Genomic DNA, 21,768 nt, shown 5'->3' on the forward strand with positions numbered 1-21,768 from the left:
TCAAAAATATGTTGCATAAGTAGGACGATTTGAGATATTATATAATAGATAGAATGTTATTTATTTTAAATAATATAAGATATTTTTTGAGTATTATTTATGAATACAATTTATGAATATAATTACAGATTATTTAATGATATTAAACTATGTTGTGAATGGGGGTTTATAAATGTTAAACTTTGTTGAAGAACAAATCGGTGCTGCCAATATCAAGGTAATAGGTGTAGGTGGCGGTGGAAACAATGCCATAAATGTCATGATTAATTCAGGCGTAAGAGGTGTTGAATTTATCTCACTAAATACTGACAAGCAGGCCTTGGAAGCATCAAAGGCTGAACACGTATTACAAATAGGTGAAAAGTTAACTAAAGGTTTGGGCGCAGGTGCAAACCCAGAAAAAGGAAAGAAGGCTGCAGAGGAATCTGCAGATGAAATAGCTAAGGCAATAGAAGGTGCTGACATGGTGTTCGTAACAGCTGGTATGGGTGGCGGAACTGGTACAGGTGCGGCCCCAGTTGTTGCAAAGATTGCTAAGGAAGCAGGAGCTCTTACAGTTGCTGTAGTAACGAAGCCTTTCTCTTTTGAAGGTAGAGTTAGAATGAATAAGGCTGAAGAAGGTATAATCGAGTTAAAGAAGAATGTAGATACTCTGATAACTATACCAAATGACAAGATTCTTCAGATAATAGAAAAGAGAACTAGTATAACAGATGCCCTTTCTAAGGCAGATGATATATTAAAGCAGGGTATCCAGTCTATATCTGGTCTTATATCAGAGGCTGCCCTTATTAACCTTGACTTTGCTGACGTTGAAGCAGTGATGAAGGACCAGGGACTAGCTCATATGGGTATGGGTACAGCTTCTGGTGAAGATAGGGCCATAGCTGCTGCAAGACAGGCCATAGAATCTCCACTACTAGAAACTACTATAGATGGAGCTAAGGGTGTCCTAATAAACGTAACAGGTGGAACAGACCTAGGTCTATTAGAAGTTAGTGAAGCTACTGATATAATTAGACAGAAGTGTGATCCAGATGCAATGATTATATTTGGTGCTGCTACTAGAGAAGATTTCGGTGATGAAATTGTAATTACAGTAGTTGCAACAGGTCTACAGGATAATTCTGACGATTTGTTCACACCACAGTTGAGAAGAAACAACCCAACACCAGTTACACCAAAGTATAACGAAATACCAAGAGTAACTGAAGGTCAAAATGTTGAAAATATCAAGCCAGCTGAAGAAACTTTCTCAAATAGCTTTGATGATACTGCAACAGCTAGCGATGATGATATGGTTATTCCTACTTTTTTAAGAAGAAAGAAGTAAATAAATCAATAGAAAATTAGGTATGACTCAGCTTTTGTCTGAGTCATATTTTTATAAGGAGGATACTAGTATGATTTGTCCGTATTGCGAATATAAGGAATCTAAGGTACTTGATTCAAGACATATCGATACTTCTTCAATAAGGAGAAGGAGAGAGTGTGAAAGATGCAAAAAGAGATTTACAACCTATGAAAAGATAGAACTTATACCTGTTATGGTCATTAAGAAGGATGGCAGGAGAGAGTCCTTTGATAGAGACAAAATTAAGTATGGCTTGATTAGGTCATGTGAAAAGCTACCTGTATCTGTATCAAAGATTGATGAGTTAGTAGATTCTATAGAGGGTGAAATCAACAAGATGTTCATCAATGAAATAGAGACTACTAAAATTGGTGAAATGGTAATGGATAGGCTTAAGGATGTAGATGAAGTAGCCTACGTAAGGTTTGCATCTGTCTATAGGCAGTTTAAGGACTTGAATACCTTCGTAAACGAATTGGAATCTATTATAAAAGAAAAAAGGGATGATTAGTAGTGAAAATATTGGTAATTGATGATGAAGAACATATACTAGAATTACTAAAATTTAATCTAGAACTATCCGGCTTTGATGTTTGTGTATCTACTGAGGCTAACCAGGCTATTGAACTCATAGGTAAGGAAAAGCCTGATCTTTTGCTCCTAGATTGGATGTTGCCAAAGATTAGTGGTATAGACATATTAAGGAAAATTAGACAAGATGAGAACATATCTGATCTTCCAGTTATAATGCTGACAGCAAAAAATATGGAGGATGATAAAATTCAGGGGCTAAATGTCGGAGCGGATGATTATATAACCAAGCCATTTAGTATCAAGGAACTCATGGCTAGAATTAACACTATTTTAAGGCGCTATAGGATAAGTGACAAATCCCAATCAATAATAGAGGCAGGGAATATAATCCTAAACACAGACCAATATGGGCTGACTGTAGATGGTCGTGCTGTTGACCTAACTCGTAAGGAGTTTGAGTTATTAAAACTTCTTATGGAAAATAGGGGTAAGGTCCTAAAGAGGGATTACCTCTTAGAAAAGGTGTGGGGCTATGAATTTTATGGCGAGACCAGGACTGTAGATGTGCATATAAGGCGCCTTAGGAAGAAACTAGGTCTGGATGAGACCAGTGAAAATGGTATAGATACCATCAGAGGCCTTGGTTATAAAATGAAATAAAGAGGCTGAGGATAGTAAACGGTGTTTATTATCCTTAATTTTTGGAGGTTATTATGGACAGGATTATGTATATTTTAGTAGTTACAATGCTAATATCCTGGTTGATATTAATCCTATATTGGAGATATGTCCAGGCTTTTAAGGATTTTATGAAAGACCTGAATAGGATATCCTATAGGATTCAAAAAAAGGATTTTTCTGTTAGGGTTAGAAAGAGTAATAACACTGAGGTTATGGCATTTGTCAATAACTTTAACTCAACCCTTTCCTCATTGGACAAGTCATTTTATGACCTAGCCAAGAAGAATAGGCAGTTGGACGCCATAATAAAGTCAGTTTCAAATGGCATAATAGTAATAGATATAAATAATAGGGTCTACCTGATAAACTCAGTGGCTAGAGAGTACATTGATTATGAGGCTAGTGGTAGGCTTGAGGGCATGCCAATATCAAGCATAGTAAAAAATGAGGCCTTACTCGACTTTATTGTATATAATGTTGGAATGAACACCAGTGTTTCAAAGGAAATAAGGTCTTCGAAAGGAAGGACCTTCAAGGTAAAGATAGACCCGGTCAAGATGCATCTTGAAAAGGACCTAGTAATATCATCTGTAATAAATATTGAGGATATCAGTGAGAGGATAAGGCTTGAAAATATAAGGAGAGACTTTGCAGCGAATGTTAGCCATGAGCTTAAGACCCCCCTTACATCGATCCAGGGATTTATTGAAACACTCAAAGTGAATGATGAGACCATAGATCCTGCTACAAGAAAGAGGTTTTTGAATATTATAGACAATGAATCTTCAAGACTCAGGATATTAATTAATGATATTCTCATGCTATCATCAATAGAAGGAGACATAGACTTAAGTTTGGAGAAAGTTGACCTAAGGGAGGAAAATCAAAAGATGTTGGACCTCTTTGAGGATAAACTGTCCAAGAAAGAGGTAGAAATATCCTTTGACTATAATGGCCTTGAATCAATATACACACATAGGGAGTACTATAAGGAGCTAATGATAAACCTAATATCAAATGCCATAAAATACAATAAGCCAGGTGGTTATGTGAAGGTTATGTTTTTTGAAGACCAGGATAATTACAGGATATGGGTTAAAGATAATGGTATTGGCATAGGTCAAGAGGAACAGGAAAGAATATTTGAAAGGTTTTATAGGGTGACAAAGTCCAGGAATAAGGAAGTTGATGGGACTGGACTGGGTCTTGCTATAGTCAAGCATATAATCCTATCCCTGGGGGGAGATATAGGGCTTGAATCAGTCCTTGGTCAAGGATCAATATTCAAGATTAGCCTACCGAAAAAGCAATAATTTATTCAGTAGATTAATTTTATTGTAAATTTCAAGCAAAATCGGTTATAATGTTTAGATGGCTGTGATAAAATAATATTATTAGGCAAAAATATAATGATAAGTTTAATAGAAAGATTTTGATAATAAGTTTATAGAAAAGGAAGTGATATTTTGAATAGTGATAATAGACCAATAGTTGCTGTTGTAGGAAGGCCAAATGTAGGTAAGTCTACAATCTTTAATAAGTTAACGGGAACTAAAATATCTATAGTTGAAGACACACCAGGTGTTACCAGGGATAGGATATTTGGTGAGGTAGAGTGGTTAAATAAGTATTTTACAATTATAGATACTGGTGGTATAGAGCCAGAAAGTGATGATATAATTCTTTCGCAGATGAGAAACCAAGCCATGCTAGCGGTAGATATGGCTCATGTCATCTTGTTTGTAGTAGATGGCAAGAGTGGTTTGACAGCTGCAGACAAGGAAGTGGCAGATATATTAAGGAGGACTAAAAAACCAGTTCTTTTGGTAGTAAACAAGATAGATTCAAAGAGCCAGTTTGACAATATCTATGATTTTTATGAGCTAGGCCTAGGTAATCCTATCGCTATTTCCGGAGCCAATAGCATGGGACTTGGTGACCTTTTAGACGAGGCCGTTGAAAACTTCCCAGAAGGTATGAATATGGAATATGATGAAGATGTAATTAGGGTGGCCATCACTGGTAAGCCTAATGCAGGTAAGTCTTCTATACTTAATAATATACTTGGAGAAGAAAGGGTAATTGTGTCACCTATAGCGGGTACTACTAGGGATGCAATAGATACCTATTTCGAAAAGGATGAAAATAAGTTTCTTCTTATTGATACAGCAGGTATCAGGAGAAGGAGTAAGGTGTATGAAAATGTTGAGCGTTTCTCAGTAATCAGGTCTATGAGTGCAGTTGATAGGGCAGATGTAGTCCTAATAGTGATAGATGCTACTGAGGGGGTTACTGAACAGGATACAAAGATAGCAGGTATAGCCCATGATGAAGGTAAAGCCTGTATATTCGTCGTAAATAAGTGGGACCTAATAGAAAAGGATAATAAGACTATGGGTAATTTCAGGATGAGTGTTAGGGAGAAATTCCCATTTATGACATATGCCCCTATTCTATTTGTGTCTGCAGTTAGCAATCAGAGAATTGGAAAGATACTTGAGACAGTTGTTGAGGTATCTGCTGAACAGAATAAGAGGGTTACTACTTCTGTATTGAACCAGGTTATTGGTGAGGCCATAATGCTTAACCAGCCTCCATCTGACAAGGGCAGAAGGCTAAAGATATACTATGGAACTCAGACTGGAGTTAAACCTCCAACATTTAACCTATTTATAAATGATAAGGAGTTGACTCACTTTTCATATACTAGGTACCTAGAAAATAGGTTGAGGGAGAACTTTGGCTTTGAGGGGACATCGATAAAGATAGAATACAGCCAAAAGAAGAAAAAATAAGGGGGCTTTATTATGCTTGTATATTTATTAGTAGTTGTAATTTCCTACTTTATGGGCACCATTTCGTGTGCCTACTTAATAAGTAAATATATATTCTCGAAAGATATAAGACAGTATGGATCTAAAAATCCAGGCACAACTAATATGTTGAGGACCTTTGGCAAGAAAGCTGGTGCCGTTACTCTTGTAGGTGACTATTTAAAGGGTACAATAGCTGTTTTGATATCAAGCTTTTTGGCAAAGAAATTAGGGGCTGACCCTGACCTAGCCAAGTATATATCTGCACTTGCTGTAGTATGTGGTCATAACTGGTCTGTATTTATGAGATTTAGGGGTGGTAAGGGAGTAGCTACCAGCTATGGTGCCATGTTAGCTATTTCTCCTCTTATGACCCTTGCCAGTATGGTATTTTATATAATAATACTCCTAGTGACAAGGTATGTATCAATAGCTTCTATGCTTGGTGTATGCCTATTCCCGATTTTGATGCTGATGACAGATGATATGTCTGGCCTTTGGCTTGGTATTCTACTTTCAGTATCGGTTGTATATAAGCATAGGGAGAATATTAGAAAACTATTAAATGGAAGGGAAAACAGGCTTGGGACTAAGACGAGATAGTGGGTGTCTAGGCATAAATAGACAGTAAATAGACTATAAAATTCATTAGTGTATTAACTACAAAATACATTATTTTCATAATTCTTGGAGGATACTATGAGTAAAGTTTGTGTATTGGGAGCAGGCAGCTGGGGCACAGCACTTGCATCTGTGTTAGATGAAAATGGACATGAAGTTTTGATTTGGGCCAGAAGGCAGGACCAGGTTGATGAAATAAATAATAAAAATACAAATGAAAAGTACCTACCTGGAGTGAAGCTATCGAAAACTCTTAGGGCTTCTAGTAATATTGATCAGGTGGTCGATGGGGCAGAGTTCATAGTTCTTGGTGTACCGTCCCAGCAGATTAGGTCTGTTTGTAGTGATATAGCAGACAAGATAGGGCCAGACCAGGTATTGGTAAATGTAGCAAAGGGTATAGAAAAAAATACCAGCAAGAGGCTGTCACAGGTATGCTCTGAGGTATTACCACAAAATCCCTATTGTATGTTATCTGGACCATCACACGCCGAAGAGGTTTCAAGAAAGATGCCAACAACACTAGTCGCTGCTTCAGAAAATCTTGATATATCACAAGGGGTACAAGACCTATTTATGAATGAGTATTTAAGAGTCTATACAAATACTGATATGGTGGGTGTTGAGTTAGGTGGTACTACCAAGAATATTATTGCTTTTGGGGCAGGTATCCTAGATGGTATGGGTTATGGTGATAATTCAAAGGCAGCCCTTATGACTAGGGGTATAGCTGAAATTTCTAGATTTGGTGTAGCCTTAGGAGCAGATATATCTACCTTCTCAGGCTTGTCAGGCATAGGAGACTTGATTGTTACCTGTACAAGTATGCACTCTAGAAATAGGAGGGCTGGGATCCTAATAGGTCAGGGCTATAGCATTGAGGAAACTCAAAAAAAGATAGAAATGGTTGTTGAGGGTATTACAGCTACTGAAGCTGTATACAAGATAGCTAAAGAATTGAATGTTGAAATGCCGATTACTGAGTGTATATACAAGGTGGTCGAAGGTCAAATTGATCCAAAGACGGCTGTCAAGGAACTAATGACAAGAAATAAAAAATATGAAAATGAATCAATTTTTAAATTATAGATGAACAAAAGTATACAAATATAAGCTACATTATGCTATAATGGAATATATATGTGTATTCTTAATTGATTAAAGTAGGTGATATGATGAGCGATATTTCGGTTAGAATTGACCAGGTAAAGTCAAGCATACGACAAGCATCAACTAAGGCCAATAGGAATCCAGAAGATATTTTACTTCTTGGTGTCACTAAGACTGTTGATGTAGATGTAATTGAAGAGGCTCTTGAATGTGGGATTACAGATGTTGGTGAAAATAAGCCCCAGGAATTACAACGTAAGTATGGACTGATTGGGAATAGAGCCAAATGGCACCAAATTGGTACACTTCAGACCAACAAGGTCAAGTACATAATAGACAAGGTCGACTTGATTCATTCTTTGGATAGGATGGGCCTGGCAGAAGAAATTAATAAGAGGGCAGAAAGTATCGATAGGGATATTAAGTGTCTAGTTCAGGTAAATGTATCTAAGGAAGAAAGCAAGCATGGTATTTATGTAGAAGACCTTGAGAACTTTGTTAGAGAATGTGCTGATAAATTTGATAGAATAAAGATTGTTGGTTTGATGACAATGGCCCCAGATTCAGATGATGAAGCTGAAGTCAGGTCTGTTTTTAGGGGTCTTAAGGAGGCCTTTGAAAACATCAAGGCTATGTCTATTGAGGGTGTAGAAATGAAGGAACTTTCAATGGGTATGAGCGGTGATTATCAGATCGCTATAGAAGAGGGTTCAACAATAGTAAGAGTTGGAACATCTATATTTGGAAAGAGAAATTATAATATTTAAAATAAAGACACGCTGTTTAGGAGGTATAATATGGCTGGAATTAAGGATAAAATGGGTAAGTTAAAGAATTGGATGATTGTTGATGGAGACAATGCCAATGATGATTACGATGCATACGATGAATATGAAGATGATGTATACGAAGATGATGTATATGATGACTACGAAGATGAAGATGAACTAGAAGATTCTTACAATAGTCCACTAGGTTCTAGGGTAGATTATCAGGCTCATAACCAGATGAAGGTTGTAATAGTTGAGCCTAAGGTATATGATGATGCTGCTACAATTGCAGACCACTTAAGATTAAGAAAGACTGTAATAGTAAATCTCGAAGCCTTGACTCAGCAGAATACAAAGAAGTCTATATTTGACTTCATGAATGGTGCAGTGTATGTGCTTGATGGAAGCATCCAGCGTGTTTCTAAGTCAATATTCATACTAGCTCCTAAGAATGTAGATGTAGATGCAAGTATAAAAAAGGAATTAGAGAGTAAGGCAATCTTTCCTTGGCAGAATAAGTAATTAGGTGCCTATAATGGAAGTTTTAAAAATTGCTTTGGTTCGTCTAATCGATATAATTGTTTGGATTATTATAGCAAAGTCTATTATGTCATGGTTCCCAGGAGCGCAGGATAGTAGACTTTATGCTCTTTTAGATGATTTTACAGAGCCTGTTGAAGCACCTATGAGGAAGCTATTAAGCAGGTTTAATACTGGTCCGATTGATATATCGCCTATGTTGGCAATAATCTTCCTGTGGGTTTTAAGCAGATTGATATATGCTTATCTATAACGGGATGATGGTATGGACAAGTTAAAGGTAACAAGTCACATCAAGGATGATGACTTAAAAATAAAAATGTATAAGATAGTTGATATTTGTAATAGCGTTTCAAACTCTTATAGCCTTAGGAATACTGAATTCCTAAATCCCTATGAAATAAGGAATGCTATTTCTATTATAAACTATGATAAAGACCTAGAATATACTATTGAGGGTGGATATGATGATGCTGAAAGGGCAGTTATTTTTATTTATCCTGACTACTATTTCCTAGAAGAAGGAGACTTAAACCTGACCTACCTAGAGGTAAGGGGGTCTTTTAAGTTCACCACAGTATCTCACAGGGACTACTTAGGATCCCTAATGTCACTTGGCATTAAGCGTGAGAAGATAGGAGACATACTGGTACATGATGATTATTGCCAGATGGTAGTCCACAATGATATTGCAGATTTTATCATATATAACTACAATAGGATCAAGAACAATAAGGTAAGTGTGACAGAAATAGACAAGTCAGATCTTAAGCCACCGAAAAAGTCTTATGATGACAAGGTATTTAGCATATCTTCCCTAAGACTGGATTCTGTTATAGCAGGAGCATTTAACTTATCGAGACAAGAGGCCTCGAAATTGATAAATGCCGACCTTGTCCAGGTTAATTATGAGCCCACCAACAATGTCTCAAAAAGTGTTGAAGAGGGATCTATTATCTCTGTAAGAAAGAAGGGAAAGTTCATTTTCGACAAGGTATTAGGAATGTCCAAGAAGGATAAGTTTAGAGTGAAAATTAATAAATTTGTATAGGAAGTGATAAAATGATAGCGCCAGAACTAATAGAAAGTAAAGAATTTAAAAAGGGATTTAGAGGTTATAACGAAGAAGAAGTAGATGTATTCCTAGACCAAATCAAGGAAGACTATGAAGCTGTAATAAAGGAAAATGAGTCTCTAAAGGAAAAACTAGAAATGTATAAGGACCAGGTTGGCAAGTACTCTAGCATAGAAGAGACCCTAAAGGAAACTCTGATAACTGCCCAGAGTGCAGCGGAAGATACTACTAATTCTGCCAACAAGAAGGCTAGAATCATAGTTCAGGAAGCCGAGCTACAGGCTAAGCAGCTAATAGATAGGGCCAACAATAAGGTTGTAGAAATTAGAAATGAATACGAAGGCCTTGTTAAGGAATTTAAGGTATTTAGGATAAAATTCAAGTCACTATTGGAAGATGAAATGCAAAATGTTGATCAGATATTTAGTGGCATAGGCAATGAAAAGGAAGAATTCAACCAGGCGGTTAATGGGCCTGTTGACCTAGATATTACTGGTACTATGAGAATGGCTGTCCTAGAAGATGTTCAAGAACAGGAAGATAAGACTCTAAGTATTGAAACCGCAGAGTTAGAGGTTGAAGACCAGACTTCAAATGAAAATTTAAGTGGAGATCCTGAGGATATATTTAAAATAAAGTAAGCCAAAATTGCAATATCTATTTGTACACTTTTAAATATAGCTTAAAATAAAAAAGGAGATAATTTTATGAACAAAAAGAAAATTAACACTATTGTTGGTTCAATTGGAGCATTTATTGGGGTTTTCGTGTTTTTAACCTATATTCCTCAAATTATCGCTAATTTAGGAGGAGAAAAAGCTCTGCCTTGGCAACCGCTCACAGCTACAATTTCTTGTCTAATTTGGGTTATTTATGGATGGACTAAAGAACCTAAAAAAGATTTCATCCTTATTGTTCCAAATTTAGCTGGTGTAATATTAGGATTTTTAACTTTTATTACAGCTTTATAAATTTTTATTTATAATAAGTTGTAAAATTAAATGCGACATCTTAAATAATTAAAAACTCATACTAACTTCGTGTAAAATGTTAATAACGATAAAAATACACACACGGAGGTTAGTATGAGCTATAAACATATTACACTAAATGATAGAAATAAGATAGAGGTATTAAAACAAGAGGGCTATTCTTCTAGAAGAATAGCGAAAATTTTAGGCTTTCATCACTCTACTATTTCTAGAGAATTGAAAAGATGCAACAACATTTATTCTGCTGTTGAGGCAAATAAAGATAAAGATATCAAATTATTACAAAAAGGCAGAAAGAGCAAAGACTACTTGGCTACTTTTATTGAAATGAAATCAAGGTTCTATGTGGCATTACCAATGAAAGATAGGAGTAATGAGTCCGTGCTTGAAGCCATGAAAAAATTAATAAAACCTCTACCAAAATCAGCTTTAAAAAGCTTTACATACGATAGAGGAAAAGAATTCGATTGTTACAAAGAAATTAAGGATATTGGAATAGACTTCTATTTTGCAGATCCATATTCAGCATGCCAAAGAGGAAGTAATGAAAATTCAAATGGATTATTGAGGGAATATTATCCGAAGAATACAGATTTAGCTAAAAATGGACTGGAAGAGTTAATTAAAAATATAATGGAGCTTAATAACAGACCTAGGAAATGTCTAAATATTTTAACTTTATTTGATGTCTTTATGCACGAACTTAGTTTACTCTAAGTGTCGTAATATTATTTGCAATTCATCAAAATAATAAAAATATATTCAAAGAATAACGTTTTTATTGGAATTTTTAAATAATTCTAATAAAAAGATATTGACTAATAGGTTTTTATGCAATATAATCAATAACATAGAATTTAAAGATAGCTTTGACGAAGAGAGTAGTTCATGATTTCTTTTAAGCGAGTCGGGTATGGTGTGAGCCGATATATGAATGACTGAATGAAGATCACTTCCGAGCTGGATACTGAAAAGCCATGGCTGATTAAGTTGACCGGGTGGTTCCGATATTGACCGAGAGTGTCTGGGTTTTCCCAGGAACTAGGGTGGTAACGCGATTTGACTCGTCCCTTGATTGACCAAGGTGATGAGTTTTTTTTATTCGTTAAACTATCTAGCAGATAAGGAAAGGAGAAATATAAATATGGAAAATAAGACTGTATTTAAGAAACTGCATGAAGGCTCAATTGCCCAAGCAGAAGAGCTAACGTTAAAGCGTTGGCAGGAAGATAATATATTAGAAAAGGTGTTGGAAAAGGGTAAAAATGACCCGACTTATGTATTCTTTGAAGGACCACCAACAGCTAATGGTAATCCAGGTATTCACCACGTAATCTCAAGAACACTTAAGGATTGGGTTTGCCGTTATAAGACAATGAGTGGTTACAAGGTGCCTAGAAAGGCTGGTTGGGATACTCATGGTCTACCAGTTGAGCTACAGGTAGAAAAGGAATTAGGTCTTTCAGATAAGAAGGCTATAGAAGACTATGGTATAGAAGAATTCTGTAGTAAGTGTAGGGACTCTGTATTTACTTATGAAAAAGAATGGAGAAAGATGTCTGAAAGAATGGCATATGCTATAGACTTAGACGATCCTTATATTACTCTTGACAATGACTATATAGAATCTCTATGGTGGATCCTAGACAAGTTCAACAAGGAAGGCCTACTTTATGAAGGACACAAGATCTTACCATATTGTCCAAGATGTGGAACAGGTCTTGCATCTCATGAGGTTGCCCAGGGTTATAAGGAAATAAAGTCAAATACCCTAGTTGCTAAGTTTAAGAAGAAGGGTACAGAAAATGAATACTTCCTTGCATGGACGACTACTCCATGGACACTACCATCAAATGTAGCCCTAACAGTTAACCCCGATGTTGACTATGTGAAGGTTGAGGTAGATAATGAGGTATACTATCTTGCTGAAGCCCTATTGGAAAAGCACCTAGGTGACAAGGAATACAAGGTCCTAGAAACTCTAAAGGGTAAGGACTTAGAATATCAGGAGTATGAGCAGTTAATGCCTTTTGTTGAAGTTGAAGGCAAGGCCTTCTTTGTAACTTGTGCCGACTATGTAACTACTACTGATGGTACAGGTATAGTACATACAGCACCAGCTTTTGGTGAAGATGACTATAACTTAGGTAGGGCATATGAATTAGCATTTGTTCAGCCAGTTGATAGTGAAGGTAAGTTTACAACGACTCCATGGAAGGGCAAATTCGTAATGGAAGAAGGTCTAGATGTTGAAATAATCAAGTGGTTAGCTGCTGAAAATAAGCTATTCTCCAAGTTAAAGGTAGAACATAACTATCCTCATTGCTGGAGATGCTCTACACCACTTGTATACTATGCTAATCCAGGCTGGTACTTGGAAATGACTAAGCTAAAGGATAAGCTAATAGAAAACAATAACGGTGTAAACTGGTTCCCAGAATTCGTTGGTGAAGGTAGATTTGGTAACTGGCTTGAAGAACTAAAGGATTGGGCTATTTCTAGAACTAGGTATTGGGGTACACCACTACCAGTTTGGAAGTGTGAATGTGGCTGCAAGACTACAGTAGGCTCAAGAGAAGAATTAGCTAAGTTGGCTGTAGAAGATGTAGACCCAAAGACTATTGAGCTACACAGACCATACATAGATGAAGTTCATCTTAAGTGCCCAGATTGTGGTGGAACAATGACAAGGGTAACAGAGGTAATCGACTGTTGGTTTGACTCAGGAGCAATGCCTTTTGCCCAGTGGCATTACCCATTTGAAAACAAGGAAAACTTTGACGAACTATTCCCAGCTGACTATATCTGTGAAGGTATAGACCAGACTAGAGGTTGGTTCTACTCCTTACTAGCTGTATCTACATTTGTGACTGGTAAGTCCCCATACAAGAATGTTCTAGTTACAGACCTAGTATTGGACAAGAACGGTAAGAAGATGTCAAAGTCTAAGGGTAACACAATCAATCCATTTGAAATGTTTGACAAGTATGGAGCAGATGCCTTGAGATGGTACCTACTATATGTATCACCACCATGGACTCCATTGAGATTTGACGAAGATGGTCTAAAGGAAATCATGTCAAAGTTTATAGGAACACTGAAGAATACTTATAACTTCTTTACCCTATATGCAAATACTGATGGATTAAATCCAAATGACTTCTTTGTAGATTATAAGGATAGACCGGAGCTAGATAGATGGATCCTATCTAAGTTCAACAACCTAAAGAAGGAAATAGAAGAGAACCTAGAGATATTTGAAGTTAATAAGTCAATCAGAAGAATGACAGAATTCCTAAATGATGACCTATCTAACTGGTATATCAGAAGGTCTAGAAGAAGATTCTGGGGAACAGACTTAACTGAAGACAAAAAGTCAGTCTACAATACAACATATGAAGTATTAAGAGACTTCTGTAAGATGATAGCACCATTCTCACCATACCTATCAGAAGAAATGTATAGGAACCTAACTGGCGAGTACTCAGTTCACTGTGCTGATTATCCAAGATGTGATGATAGTCTTGTAGATCCAGCTCTTGAAGAAAAGATGGACTTGGCTAGAGATCTTGTGACTCTAGGTAGAGCCGCTAGAGAAAATGCTAAGATAAAGGTAAGGCAGCCAATCGCTGAGGTCCTTGTAGATGGTAAGTATGAAGCTACTCTAGGAGATCTTGTTGAAATCATAAGAGAAGAGCTAAATGTTAAGCAGGTTAAGTTTGCCAAGGAATTAGGTGAATTTATGAACTTTAACCTAAAGCCAAACTTCAAGGTACTAGGACCAGTTCTTGGTAAGAATATAAATGCATTTGGTAAGGTATTAGATGGCCTAAATGCTCATGAGGTAGTTGCCAAGGTGGAGTCTGGTCAAAAGGTAAGAGTCGATGTTGAAGGGCAGGAATTTGAATTTGGCAAGGATGATATCCTAATAAATATAGATTCTAAGCCAGGCTTCAACGTTTCTATGGAAAACAACCTATTCGTGATCCTAGAAACTAACCTAAGTCCAGAGCTTATAAGTGAAGGCTTTGCTAGGGAGTTTGTATCAAAGGTACAGCAACTTAGAAAGTCAAATGGATTCGAAGTATTGGATAATATCAAGGTATACTTTGATGGAGATAGTGATATAGCAAATGCTGTTGCTGACTTTGAGGACTACATCAAGACAGAAACATTAGCCATTGAAGTAGTAAGGGTTGAAGATCCAAGCCTAGAAAAGCAGAACTTAAATGACCACGAAACTGGTATAAAGGTTGAAAGAGTTTAATAAATACTAAATATAGTCTACTAGGCCCTCTTTGAAGGGTCTAGTAGTCATTTAAAGGAAGAGAATATAGCTATGTTTAAGGATAAAGTTGAAACTATAATAGCTAGTGATGAGAGCGAACTAAGAAAGCTACAGCTAGTAATATTAGAAATAATGAAGGTCATAGACCAGATTTGCCAGGACAATAATATAGACTACTGGATAGATGCAGGAACCCTACTTGGTGCAAAGAGGCATGGTGGCTTTATACCATGGGATGATGACTGTGATATTTGTATGATGAGGAAGGACTACAATAGATTTATAGGTCTCATCAAGGACCAGCTACCAGAGGGTCTTATCTATGAAAATAAGGATTGTAAGGACTGGTCACAGAAGGATGTTGACATACAACCATCCTTTCTAAAAATATTTTATCTAGGTCATTTTTCTGGCTTTGAGAGGGCTTCTGGCTTACCATGTCTTGGAACCTTTGTGGATATATTTCCTATGGACCCTATGAACGATAAACTTATAGATTCGAAGATTGGTAAATTTATGCACAAGATATCTTTTTTCCGAAAGTCTAAGCCAAGGAAGCTAAGAGACTATATTAAGATACTCCTACAAAATTCGGGTCTAGAGGAAAGGTGGATTAACAAGTGTGCCAAACTTGAGGACAAGGGTGATGCTCCATATATTGTTTACGGAGTAGATACACCATTTATGACCAGGGAGTTTTTAAAAAAGAAGGACCAGATTTTCCCCCTTTCAAGTATTGAATTTGAGGGGTGTCAGCTAAAGGCACCTAGGGACGTTCATGCCTACTTAGAAGATCTTTATGGAGACTATATGGAGATACCACCAGAAGAGGAGAGGGTTCCCCATATTTTAGATCTGAAGATATAAATAAATATACAATAAATAAATATATTGAAAAAAGTATGGTTGTAAAAAATAAAATTGGATATACAAATAACGTAAATGATAGAAAAAATATTAAATCCACAAGGCTACTATAAGATATTTTTTTAAAATTATTTTGAGATTTTTTATTGTTCAATTAATGTAAAAAACAGAAAAAATAGTTTGACTTTAAAAAATAAAAATGATATAAACTAGGGTGAGTATTTATATGGATTTATTATTTTGAATAACTATTAAAATTCAAGCGTGAATTGCAATAATAAGTTGAACATTGATAACTAAAAATCCATATCACGAAGCTGTCTGTCGATATATAAGGTCAAGCTCATCTTCGAATACTTCATCCGGTGTACGATAATTCAGTATTTTACGTGGCAAGCTGTTACACAATACTTCTATGTCAGCAATATAGTTTACATCAAAGTCACTGATACGTTTACCCTTCGGTATAAATTTTCGTATAATACCATTATGACGTTCATTAGTTCCTTTTTCGCATGACGTATATGGATGTGTATAGAAAACAAGCGTATCGGCTAATTCTTCAAGTTCAGATAACCTTGAAAACTCAGAACCATTGTCTGTCGTGATTGTCTTGAACACTTGACTGAAATGCTCGCTATATATTTCCTGAAGAGTTTGAAAGGCTTCCATCACAGAGTCTGCATGACGATTCTTGATTGGTAACATCCAGTATTCGCGGCTTTTATGTTCAACAAGGGTGAGAAGCACTTGGTCATTTCCAGATTTTTGTCCAACCACTAAATCTGCTTCCCAGTGGCCAAACTCTTGACGGTTTTCAACTTCTTTTGGACGTTCTTCAATACTACGACCAAGCTTTTTCTTGTTTTTGCGTATGCGATGAGCTTTGCTATTTCTTTTTAGTTTCTCTGGAAGATTATGGTTATGTGTACCCATCAGACCAAGGTCAACGTAACAATACAGTGTTTCGGTGCATACAAGCTCACAAGGGGCAAATTCGCTACTTTGCAGGGCTCTTCCGACACAAGCATCTAAAGACCACTTACCCTCTTTGATATGTGAGTCTACATAGGCAAGGAAAGCTGCCTTTTCTAGGTTATCTAGGTGTCTGCCGCAGGCAAGACGATTCTGCTGGTATGTAGCTCGTCCTACCTTTGCCTTGTAACGCTTAACATTACCTCTATACAAGGAGATAGTACCTCTGCGTATCTCATTGCGGACAGTGTTTGGAGCACAGCCGATTTCTTTAGCGATTTTGTTGGCTGACCATCCATCTTTCAAGCGAATCTGAATCAAAACTCGTTCATCATAAGAAAGATGTTTCCCTTTTTCGTGTTTGGTTGTGGTAAAATATACATGATCCATAGTTATAACTCCTTTGGTTTATTGTTTATTTAACACCTACATTCTACCACAGAAGTATAGCTATGTATTTTTTATTTAAATGTTCAACTTGATTATACAATCAATCATTGATTTTTTTTTATTTAATCAATTTTGTTAACCACTTTACTTAAAATCAAGATTTTTCCCGTCTAGAGATTCAAATTATGGTGAAGGTATTTATATTAAAAGTAATAGTGAATGTCGATGTATTAGATGCAAAAAATTAATTATTAACATCTTAAGTACAAATATTTTAAAACAAGACAAATATAGGACAGTGGGTGCAATATAAATCTTAAACTTAAAAAGTAACTGAAATAGCAATTTAAATTCATGTAAGTCATAATTGGGATATTTTCAGAAATTTTCCACGTGTTGAAAATAATTAAAGAAATTTATAAATACTTGCCTTCGAAAGCAAAATATGCTACAATTGAAAAGAAAAATGGCATTAATAAATATAGGGAGGAGTACAAGCATGAAAAATATATTTTTTGACTCTATAAAACGTTTTTCCATCCGGAAGTACACTATCGGGGTCGCTTCTGTGTTGTTATCAACACTGGTATTTGTGGAAGGAAACGTTTATGCAGAGGAAGTGAAGAATAAAACAGATTCACAAACTTTAGTTGTCGCACAAGAGAATCAAGGCGAGAGACACAAGGAATCTGGCCTTGAATCAAATGGAGTCGTAGCACCAACTAGCAGTAGTGATACATCAGCTGAATCAGTTTCACAACCTTCGCAAGCTAGTACCGAAGGTTCTGTACGTGTGACTAAAAAGGAAAAAACTGAGGCACAACCTACAACTAGATCAAGACGATCTAAAAGAGAACTACCTTCGTCAGGTGGTACAACAACTTATGTAAAAACAGGTGATACGATTACCGTACAAAATCCAGACGTTGAAGTAAATTTCCCAAATGGTAATGGATTGTATGCTCCAGTAGAAACTATCATTCGCATGAATATGCCTGATAGTTTAACCATCAATCGCAATGATAAACTGGTAGTTGATATCCCGGATGCTATGAGAATCCCCACAAGTTTGCACTATGATGTGTATGGACCAAATGGTCAAGTTATCGGTAATGCGTTTTTGGATTCAGTCAATAACAAAGTGATCACAACTTTTACAGATTACTTTGAGAAAAATAATCTCGGAAAAAATTATACGTTAAACCTTAGTACAGGTTGGAAAGCAACGGTTAAGCCGAATGTTCCAATGGAATTAGATTTCAGTGGACGTAAGATTACTGTAACAGTAGGTCCCGAGAATGCTCCAACACCAGCAGCAAAATCAAAGGTTGAGAAATACGGAGAAGCAGTAACAGGACATCCCGAATTAATCAAATGGACCATCCGTCTAAATGCAGGAAGTCTAGTAGCTCCACAGGTTTTAAATAACTACCAATTGATTGATAGTATTCCAGATGATCAAGAATTGGTTCAAGATGGTGATGCAGTTTTAACAGAGTTTGATAATCAAACAAAAGCAACATGGCGAGCAGGGCATGCAACACCAATTCCTGATGACCATGTGGATTTGTGGAATGGAAAAGCTCTCAGAGCCGAAAAGGTTCAGTCGATTTCACCGTGGGTGTCTAAAGGAAATGCAATTCAATTATTAGAGAATATCAAGACAAGTTCGTCTGGTTTTTCATTCAAGATAGCACAACTGAACGAAATGATTTACGTCCGTTATATGACTAGATTGAAGAATGTTTCAGCAAACAGTACACTTGAAGAATTGCAACAAAAACACGGGAATGATATTAAAATAACTTATAACAAAGGAGAAGAGTATAGTTACCAAGCAACTTTTGCCTTTAAGGCAGGAGGATCTGGCTCAGCGACAAAAGCAAAAAAACCAGCGAGGGTCGATTTATCATTCACGAAACAACTGGAAGGAAGAGATTTAAAACGTGACGAATTCACTTTTAATTTGATTGACGACAGTACAGGTAAGGTTGTTGACACTCAAAAAAATGATAGTTTGGGTAATATTACTTTTAATCCACTCTTGTTTAACTCTGTAGGAACCTATCATTATACAGTTGAGGAAGTCACTGGTTCAGAAGTTGGTATGACCTATGATCCAATGAAAGCTAACGTGACAATCACGGTAAATGCTAACGGAGATTCATACATCGCTCAAACGACTATGCCAGCAGATACAGAGTTCAACAACACTTTCAGATCATCTCCAGTTAAGGTAAATCTTGAGTTCAATAAGTCTCTCTCAAATGGAACATTGAATGCCGGTGACTTTAGCTTCACATTGACTGGTGATAATAATGTAAACGAAACTGTTACTAACAAGGCTGATGGGAAAGTCAACTTCAGTGAATTGTCATTCGATAAAGTTGGTGTTTACAACTACACTGTTAAAGAAGTGAAGGGTAACAAACCTGATGTAGACTACGACGAAATGACTGTTGCAGTTAAAGTAACAGTTATAAAGGATGAGGATTCAGGTCTCTTGGTAGCTAAGACTGAAATGACTTCAACAGGTGGAGAAGCAACTAGTACTGATGATACAACTTTTAACAACCACGTTGTAGCTCCAGTTAAGACTCGTTTCGACTTCAGCAAAGCTCTTGCGGGTCGTGAGTTGAAAGCTGGCGAATTCAGCTTTGTATTGAAAGATTCAACTGGTAAAGTTCTTCAAACTAAGACCAATACTAAAGAAGGTGTTGTAGCCTTTGATGATTTGACTTTTGACAATACACAAGTTGGTACTCACAAGTATACTGTAGAAGAAGTTATTCCAGAAACAAAAGAAGCAGGAATGACTTATGACACCATGAAGGCTAATGTGACAGTTACTGTTACGAAATCAGGTCATGCACTTACTGCTGTAGCAGCACTTCCAATAGATACAGAGTTCAACAATACCTTCAAATCATCTCCAGTTAAGGTGAATCTTGAATTCAATAAGTCACTCTCAAATGGAACATTGAATGCCGGTGACTTTAGCTTCACATTGACTGGTGATAATAATGTAAATGAAACCGTTACTAACAAGGCTGATGGGAAAGTTAATTTCAGTGAATTGTCATTCGATAAAGTTGGTGTTTACAACTATACTGTTAAAGAAGTGAAGGGTAACAAACCTGATGTAGACTACGACGAAATGACTGTTGCAGTTAAAGTAACAGTTACAAAGGATGAGGATTCTGGTCTCTTGGTAGCTAATACTGAAATGACTTCAACAGGTGGAGAAGCAACTGGTACTGATGACAAAACTTTCAATAATTATGTTATAGCTCCGGTTAAAGCGCAGTTTAATTTTACTAAGAAACTTGATGGTCGTGCCTTGAAGGCTGGTGAGTTTAGTTTTACTCTGAAGGATGAAAAAGGAAACGTGATTGAAACTGTAAGCAATGATGCTGAAGGTAAGATCAAGTTTTCAGTTCTTGAGTTCAAACGTGGTCAAGAAGGTACTTATATCTATCATGTAGAAGAAGTGAAAGGTACAGAAGCTGGAATTGAGTACGATAAGATGGTAGCGACTGTTGTAGTTACTGTAACTAAAGATGATAAAGTGTTGACACTTACTTCACAAATGCCTGAAGATACTGAGTTTAACAACAAGGTAACACCGCCAACACCACCAACACCGCCAATACCACCAACACCACCAACACAGCCAACACCACCAACAAAGCCAACACCGCCAACACCACCAACAAAGCCAACACCGCCAACACCACCAACAAAGCCAACACCGCCAACACCACCAACACCACCAACACAGCCAACACCACCAACACAGCCAACACCACCAACACAGCCAACATCACCAACACCACCAACACCAGAAAAACCTAAAGGTCGTGAGTTGCCAAAGACTGGTGAACAATCTAAATCTGGGGTTGCCGCACTTGGTGCTGCACTTGGTCTTGTAGGCCTAGGTTTGATTGCGAAACGCAAAAAAGAAGATGAAGCTTAATATTTCTAGTTTTCTAGAATGATTCAAGATTTGTCTTTGAATATCTAAATACAAGATATTCTACATTTATTAATGGTTGTATAATATTTAGCGTTGGTGAGAGAAAATTCTCTCCCAACGCTAAATTTTTTGCAAAAAAATAGGAACACACATCAAATCTCGTGTATAATTTAAATCGCGAAAAAAAATAATAATGAGAAATGATATGTGTTCTAATGCTAGTATAACAGAAATCTTAGGAATTAACGATAAAAATTTAGTAATTTTAGGTAACGAAAAAGAAAATATTAAGGGGATAGAATATACAGTCTTAAGGGGAAAGCTTTCATATAGGCCAGCTTGCTGCCCTAAATGTGGTATAGTCAATGAAAATTATGACATTATTAAAAATGGGAGTCAGACTGTAAAAATACTTTTTAATAGGGTTAATACAAACCCTTTGATATTGATGGTTGAAAAGCAGAGGTTTTTCTGTAAGCATTGCGAGTCAACATTTATGGCCAAAACACCTATCGTAGATAAGGGGTGCTTCATATCGAATGATGTTAAGAGGTCTATAGTTTTAAACCTATGTGAAACTAAGTCAATGGACTTAATTGCAAGAGAACACTGTGTATCTCCTACTAGTGTTGCCAGAATACTCCGTTTAACTGAGGATAGGAGAAGAAAAAATTACCTTCCTAGGATTCTATCAATAGATGAATTTAAGTCAGTAAACACAGTTGATGCGTCTATGAGTGTAAATTTAACCGATTTAGAAGGCGGTCATATTTTTGATATCC

19 protein-coding genes and 1 other annotated feature are annotated in these 21,768 nt (G+C 36.5%); of the genes, 18 read left to right on the forward strand and 1 reads right to left on the reverse strand.

From position 1 onward, the window contains the following. The first annotated feature begins 172 nt into the window (after positions 1 to 172). The 16 genes from ftsZ to ACW6OJ_RS01265 all read left to right on the forward strand — a co-directional run bounded on the left by ftsZ (position 173) and on the right by ACW6OJ_RS01265 (position 15,645). Positions 173 to 1,333 (forward strand): cell division protein FtsZ, encoded by a 1,161-nt coding sequence (ftsZ, locus tag ACW6OJ_RS01190; protein ID WP_293429571.1) that lies wholly within the window; start codon positions 173 to 175, stop codon positions 1,331 to 1,333. Positions 1,334 to 1,403: 70 nt separating this feature from the next. Next, positions 1,404 to 1,865 carry a transcriptional regulator NrdR gene (gene nrdR / locus ACW6OJ_RS01195; RefSeq protein WP_293429574.1) on the forward strand — a complete coding sequence of 154 codons (462 nt, stop codon included), beginning with the start codon at positions 1,404 to 1,406 and terminating at the stop codon, positions 1,863 to 1,865. Positions 1,866 to 1,867: 2 nt separating this feature from the next. After that, positions 1,868 to 2,548: a response regulator gene (locus ACW6OJ_RS01200; RefSeq protein ID WP_456095554.1), complete on the forward strand. Its 681-nt coding sequence runs from the start codon at positions 1,868 to 1,870 to the stop codon at positions 2,546 to 2,548. 53 nt (positions 2,549 to 2,601) lie between these two features. Beyond that, complete coding sequence (locus ACW6OJ_RS01205; RefSeq protein ID WP_456095555.1) at positions 2,602 to 3,882, forward strand: sensor histidine kinase; 1,281 nt, start codon at positions 2,602 to 2,604, stop codon at positions 3,880 to 3,882. 153 nt (positions 3,883 to 4,035) lie between these two features. After that, the gene (der, locus tag ACW6OJ_RS01210; RefSeq protein WP_456095556.1) at positions 4,036 to 5,364 is read left to right on the forward strand and encodes a ribosome biogenesis GTPase Der; all 1,329 of its coding nucleotides are present in this window, start codon (positions 4,036 to 4,038) and stop codon (positions 5,362 to 5,364) included. 12 nt (positions 5,365 to 5,376) lie between these two features. Then, entirely contained in the window at positions 5,377 to 5,985 is a 609-nt protein-coding gene (gene plsY / locus ACW6OJ_RS01215) for a glycerol-3-phosphate 1-O-acyltransferase PlsY (protein WP_455105224.1), read from the forward strand. Positions 5,986 to 6,081: 96 nt separating this feature from the next. Continuing rightward, positions 6,082 to 7,092, forward strand: coding sequence for an NAD(P)H-dependent glycerol-3-phosphate dehydrogenase (locus ACW6OJ_RS01220; protein ID WP_456095557.1), 1,011 nt, complete (start codon positions 6,082 to 6,084; stop codon positions 7,090 to 7,092). A gap of 86 nt (positions 7,093 to 7,178) precedes the next feature. After that, on the forward strand, positions 7,179 to 7,880 hold the full coding sequence (locus ACW6OJ_RS01225) for a YggS family pyridoxal phosphate-dependent enzyme (protein ID WP_456095558.1): 702 nt from the start codon (positions 7,179 to 7,181) through the stop codon (positions 7,878 to 7,880). Positions 7,881 to 7,910: 30 nt separating this feature from the next. Beyond that, positions 7,911 to 8,405, forward strand: coding sequence for a cell division protein SepF (locus ACW6OJ_RS01230; RefSeq protein WP_293432438.1), 495 nt, complete (start codon positions 7,911 to 7,913; stop codon positions 8,403 to 8,405). A gap of 13 nt (positions 8,406 to 8,418) precedes the next feature. After that, positions 8,419 to 8,676 (forward strand): YggT family protein, encoded by a 258-nt coding sequence (locus ACW6OJ_RS01235; RefSeq protein WP_456095559.1) that lies wholly within the window; start codon positions 8,419 to 8,421, stop codon positions 8,674 to 8,676. 12 nt (positions 8,677 to 8,688) lie between these two features. Then, positions 8,689 to 9,474 (forward strand): YlmH family RNA-binding protein, encoded by a 786-nt coding sequence (locus tag ACW6OJ_RS01240; RefSeq protein ID WP_314497031.1) that lies wholly within the window; start codon positions 8,689 to 8,691, stop codon positions 9,472 to 9,474. 11 nt (positions 9,475 to 9,485) lie between these two features. Next, positions 9,486 to 10,139 carry a DivIVA domain-containing protein gene (locus ACW6OJ_RS01245; RefSeq protein ID WP_293429600.1) on the forward strand — a complete coding sequence of 218 codons (654 nt, stop codon included), beginning with the start codon at positions 9,486 to 9,488 and terminating at the stop codon, positions 10,137 to 10,139. A gap of 66 nt (positions 10,140 to 10,205) precedes the next feature. Beyond that, the gene (locus ACW6OJ_RS01250; protein WP_314497022.1) at positions 10,206 to 10,469 is read left to right on the forward strand and encodes a SemiSWEET family transporter; all 264 of its coding nucleotides are present in this window, start codon (positions 10,206 to 10,208) and stop codon (positions 10,467 to 10,469) included. 114 nt (positions 10,470 to 10,583) lie between these two features. Then, positions 10,584 to 11,207 (forward strand): IS30 family transposase, encoded by a 624-nt coding sequence (locus tag ACW6OJ_RS01255; protein WP_293432423.1) that lies wholly within the window; start codon positions 10,584 to 10,586, stop codon positions 11,205 to 11,207. 143 nt (positions 11,208 to 11,350) lie between these two features. Further along, positions 11,351 to 11,565: a binding site (T-box leader), on the forward strand. A 69-nt stretch (positions 11,566 to 11,634) separates the two neighbouring features. Beyond that, positions 11,635 to 14,757 carry an isoleucine--tRNA ligase gene (gene ileS / locus ACW6OJ_RS01260; protein ID WP_456095560.1) on the forward strand — a complete coding sequence of 1,041 codons (3,123 nt, stop codon included), beginning with the start codon at positions 11,635 to 11,637 and terminating at the stop codon, positions 14,755 to 14,757. A 72-nt stretch (positions 14,758 to 14,829) separates the two neighbouring features. Next, complete coding sequence (locus ACW6OJ_RS01265; protein ID WP_456095561.1) at positions 14,830 to 15,645, forward strand: LicD family protein; 816 nt, start codon at positions 14,830 to 14,832, stop codon at positions 15,643 to 15,645. Positions 15,646 to 15,954: 309 nt separating this feature from the next. Here the strand turns inward: ACW6OJ_RS01265 and ACW6OJ_RS01270 are convergent, their stop codons facing one another. Beyond that, positions 15,955 to 17,010: an IS30 family transposase gene (locus ACW6OJ_RS01270; protein ID WP_456095562.1), complete on the reverse strand. Its 1,056-nt coding sequence runs from the start codon at positions 17,008 to 17,010 to the stop codon at positions 15,955 to 15,957. Positions 17,011 to 17,509: 499 nt separating this feature from the next. Here ACW6OJ_RS01270 and ACW6OJ_RS01275 point away from each other — a divergent pair, with 499 nt between their 5' ends. Together ACW6OJ_RS01275 and ACW6OJ_RS01280 are read left to right on the forward strand one after the other, a co-directional pair. Then, positions 17,510 to 20,986, forward strand: a complete 3,477-nt coding sequence (locus ACW6OJ_RS01275) for a Spy0128 family protein (RefSeq protein WP_456095563.1) — start codon at positions 17,510 to 17,512, stop codon at positions 20,984 to 20,986. 205 nt (positions 20,987 to 21,191) lie between these two features. Continuing rightward, positions 21,192 to 21,768, forward strand: a 577-nt coding sequence (locus ACW6OJ_RS01280) for a transposase family protein (protein ID WP_456095564.1), incomplete at its 3' end; no start/stop codon positions are given.

The sequence above is a fragment of the Peptostreptococcus sp. genome (assembly GCF_977045075.1).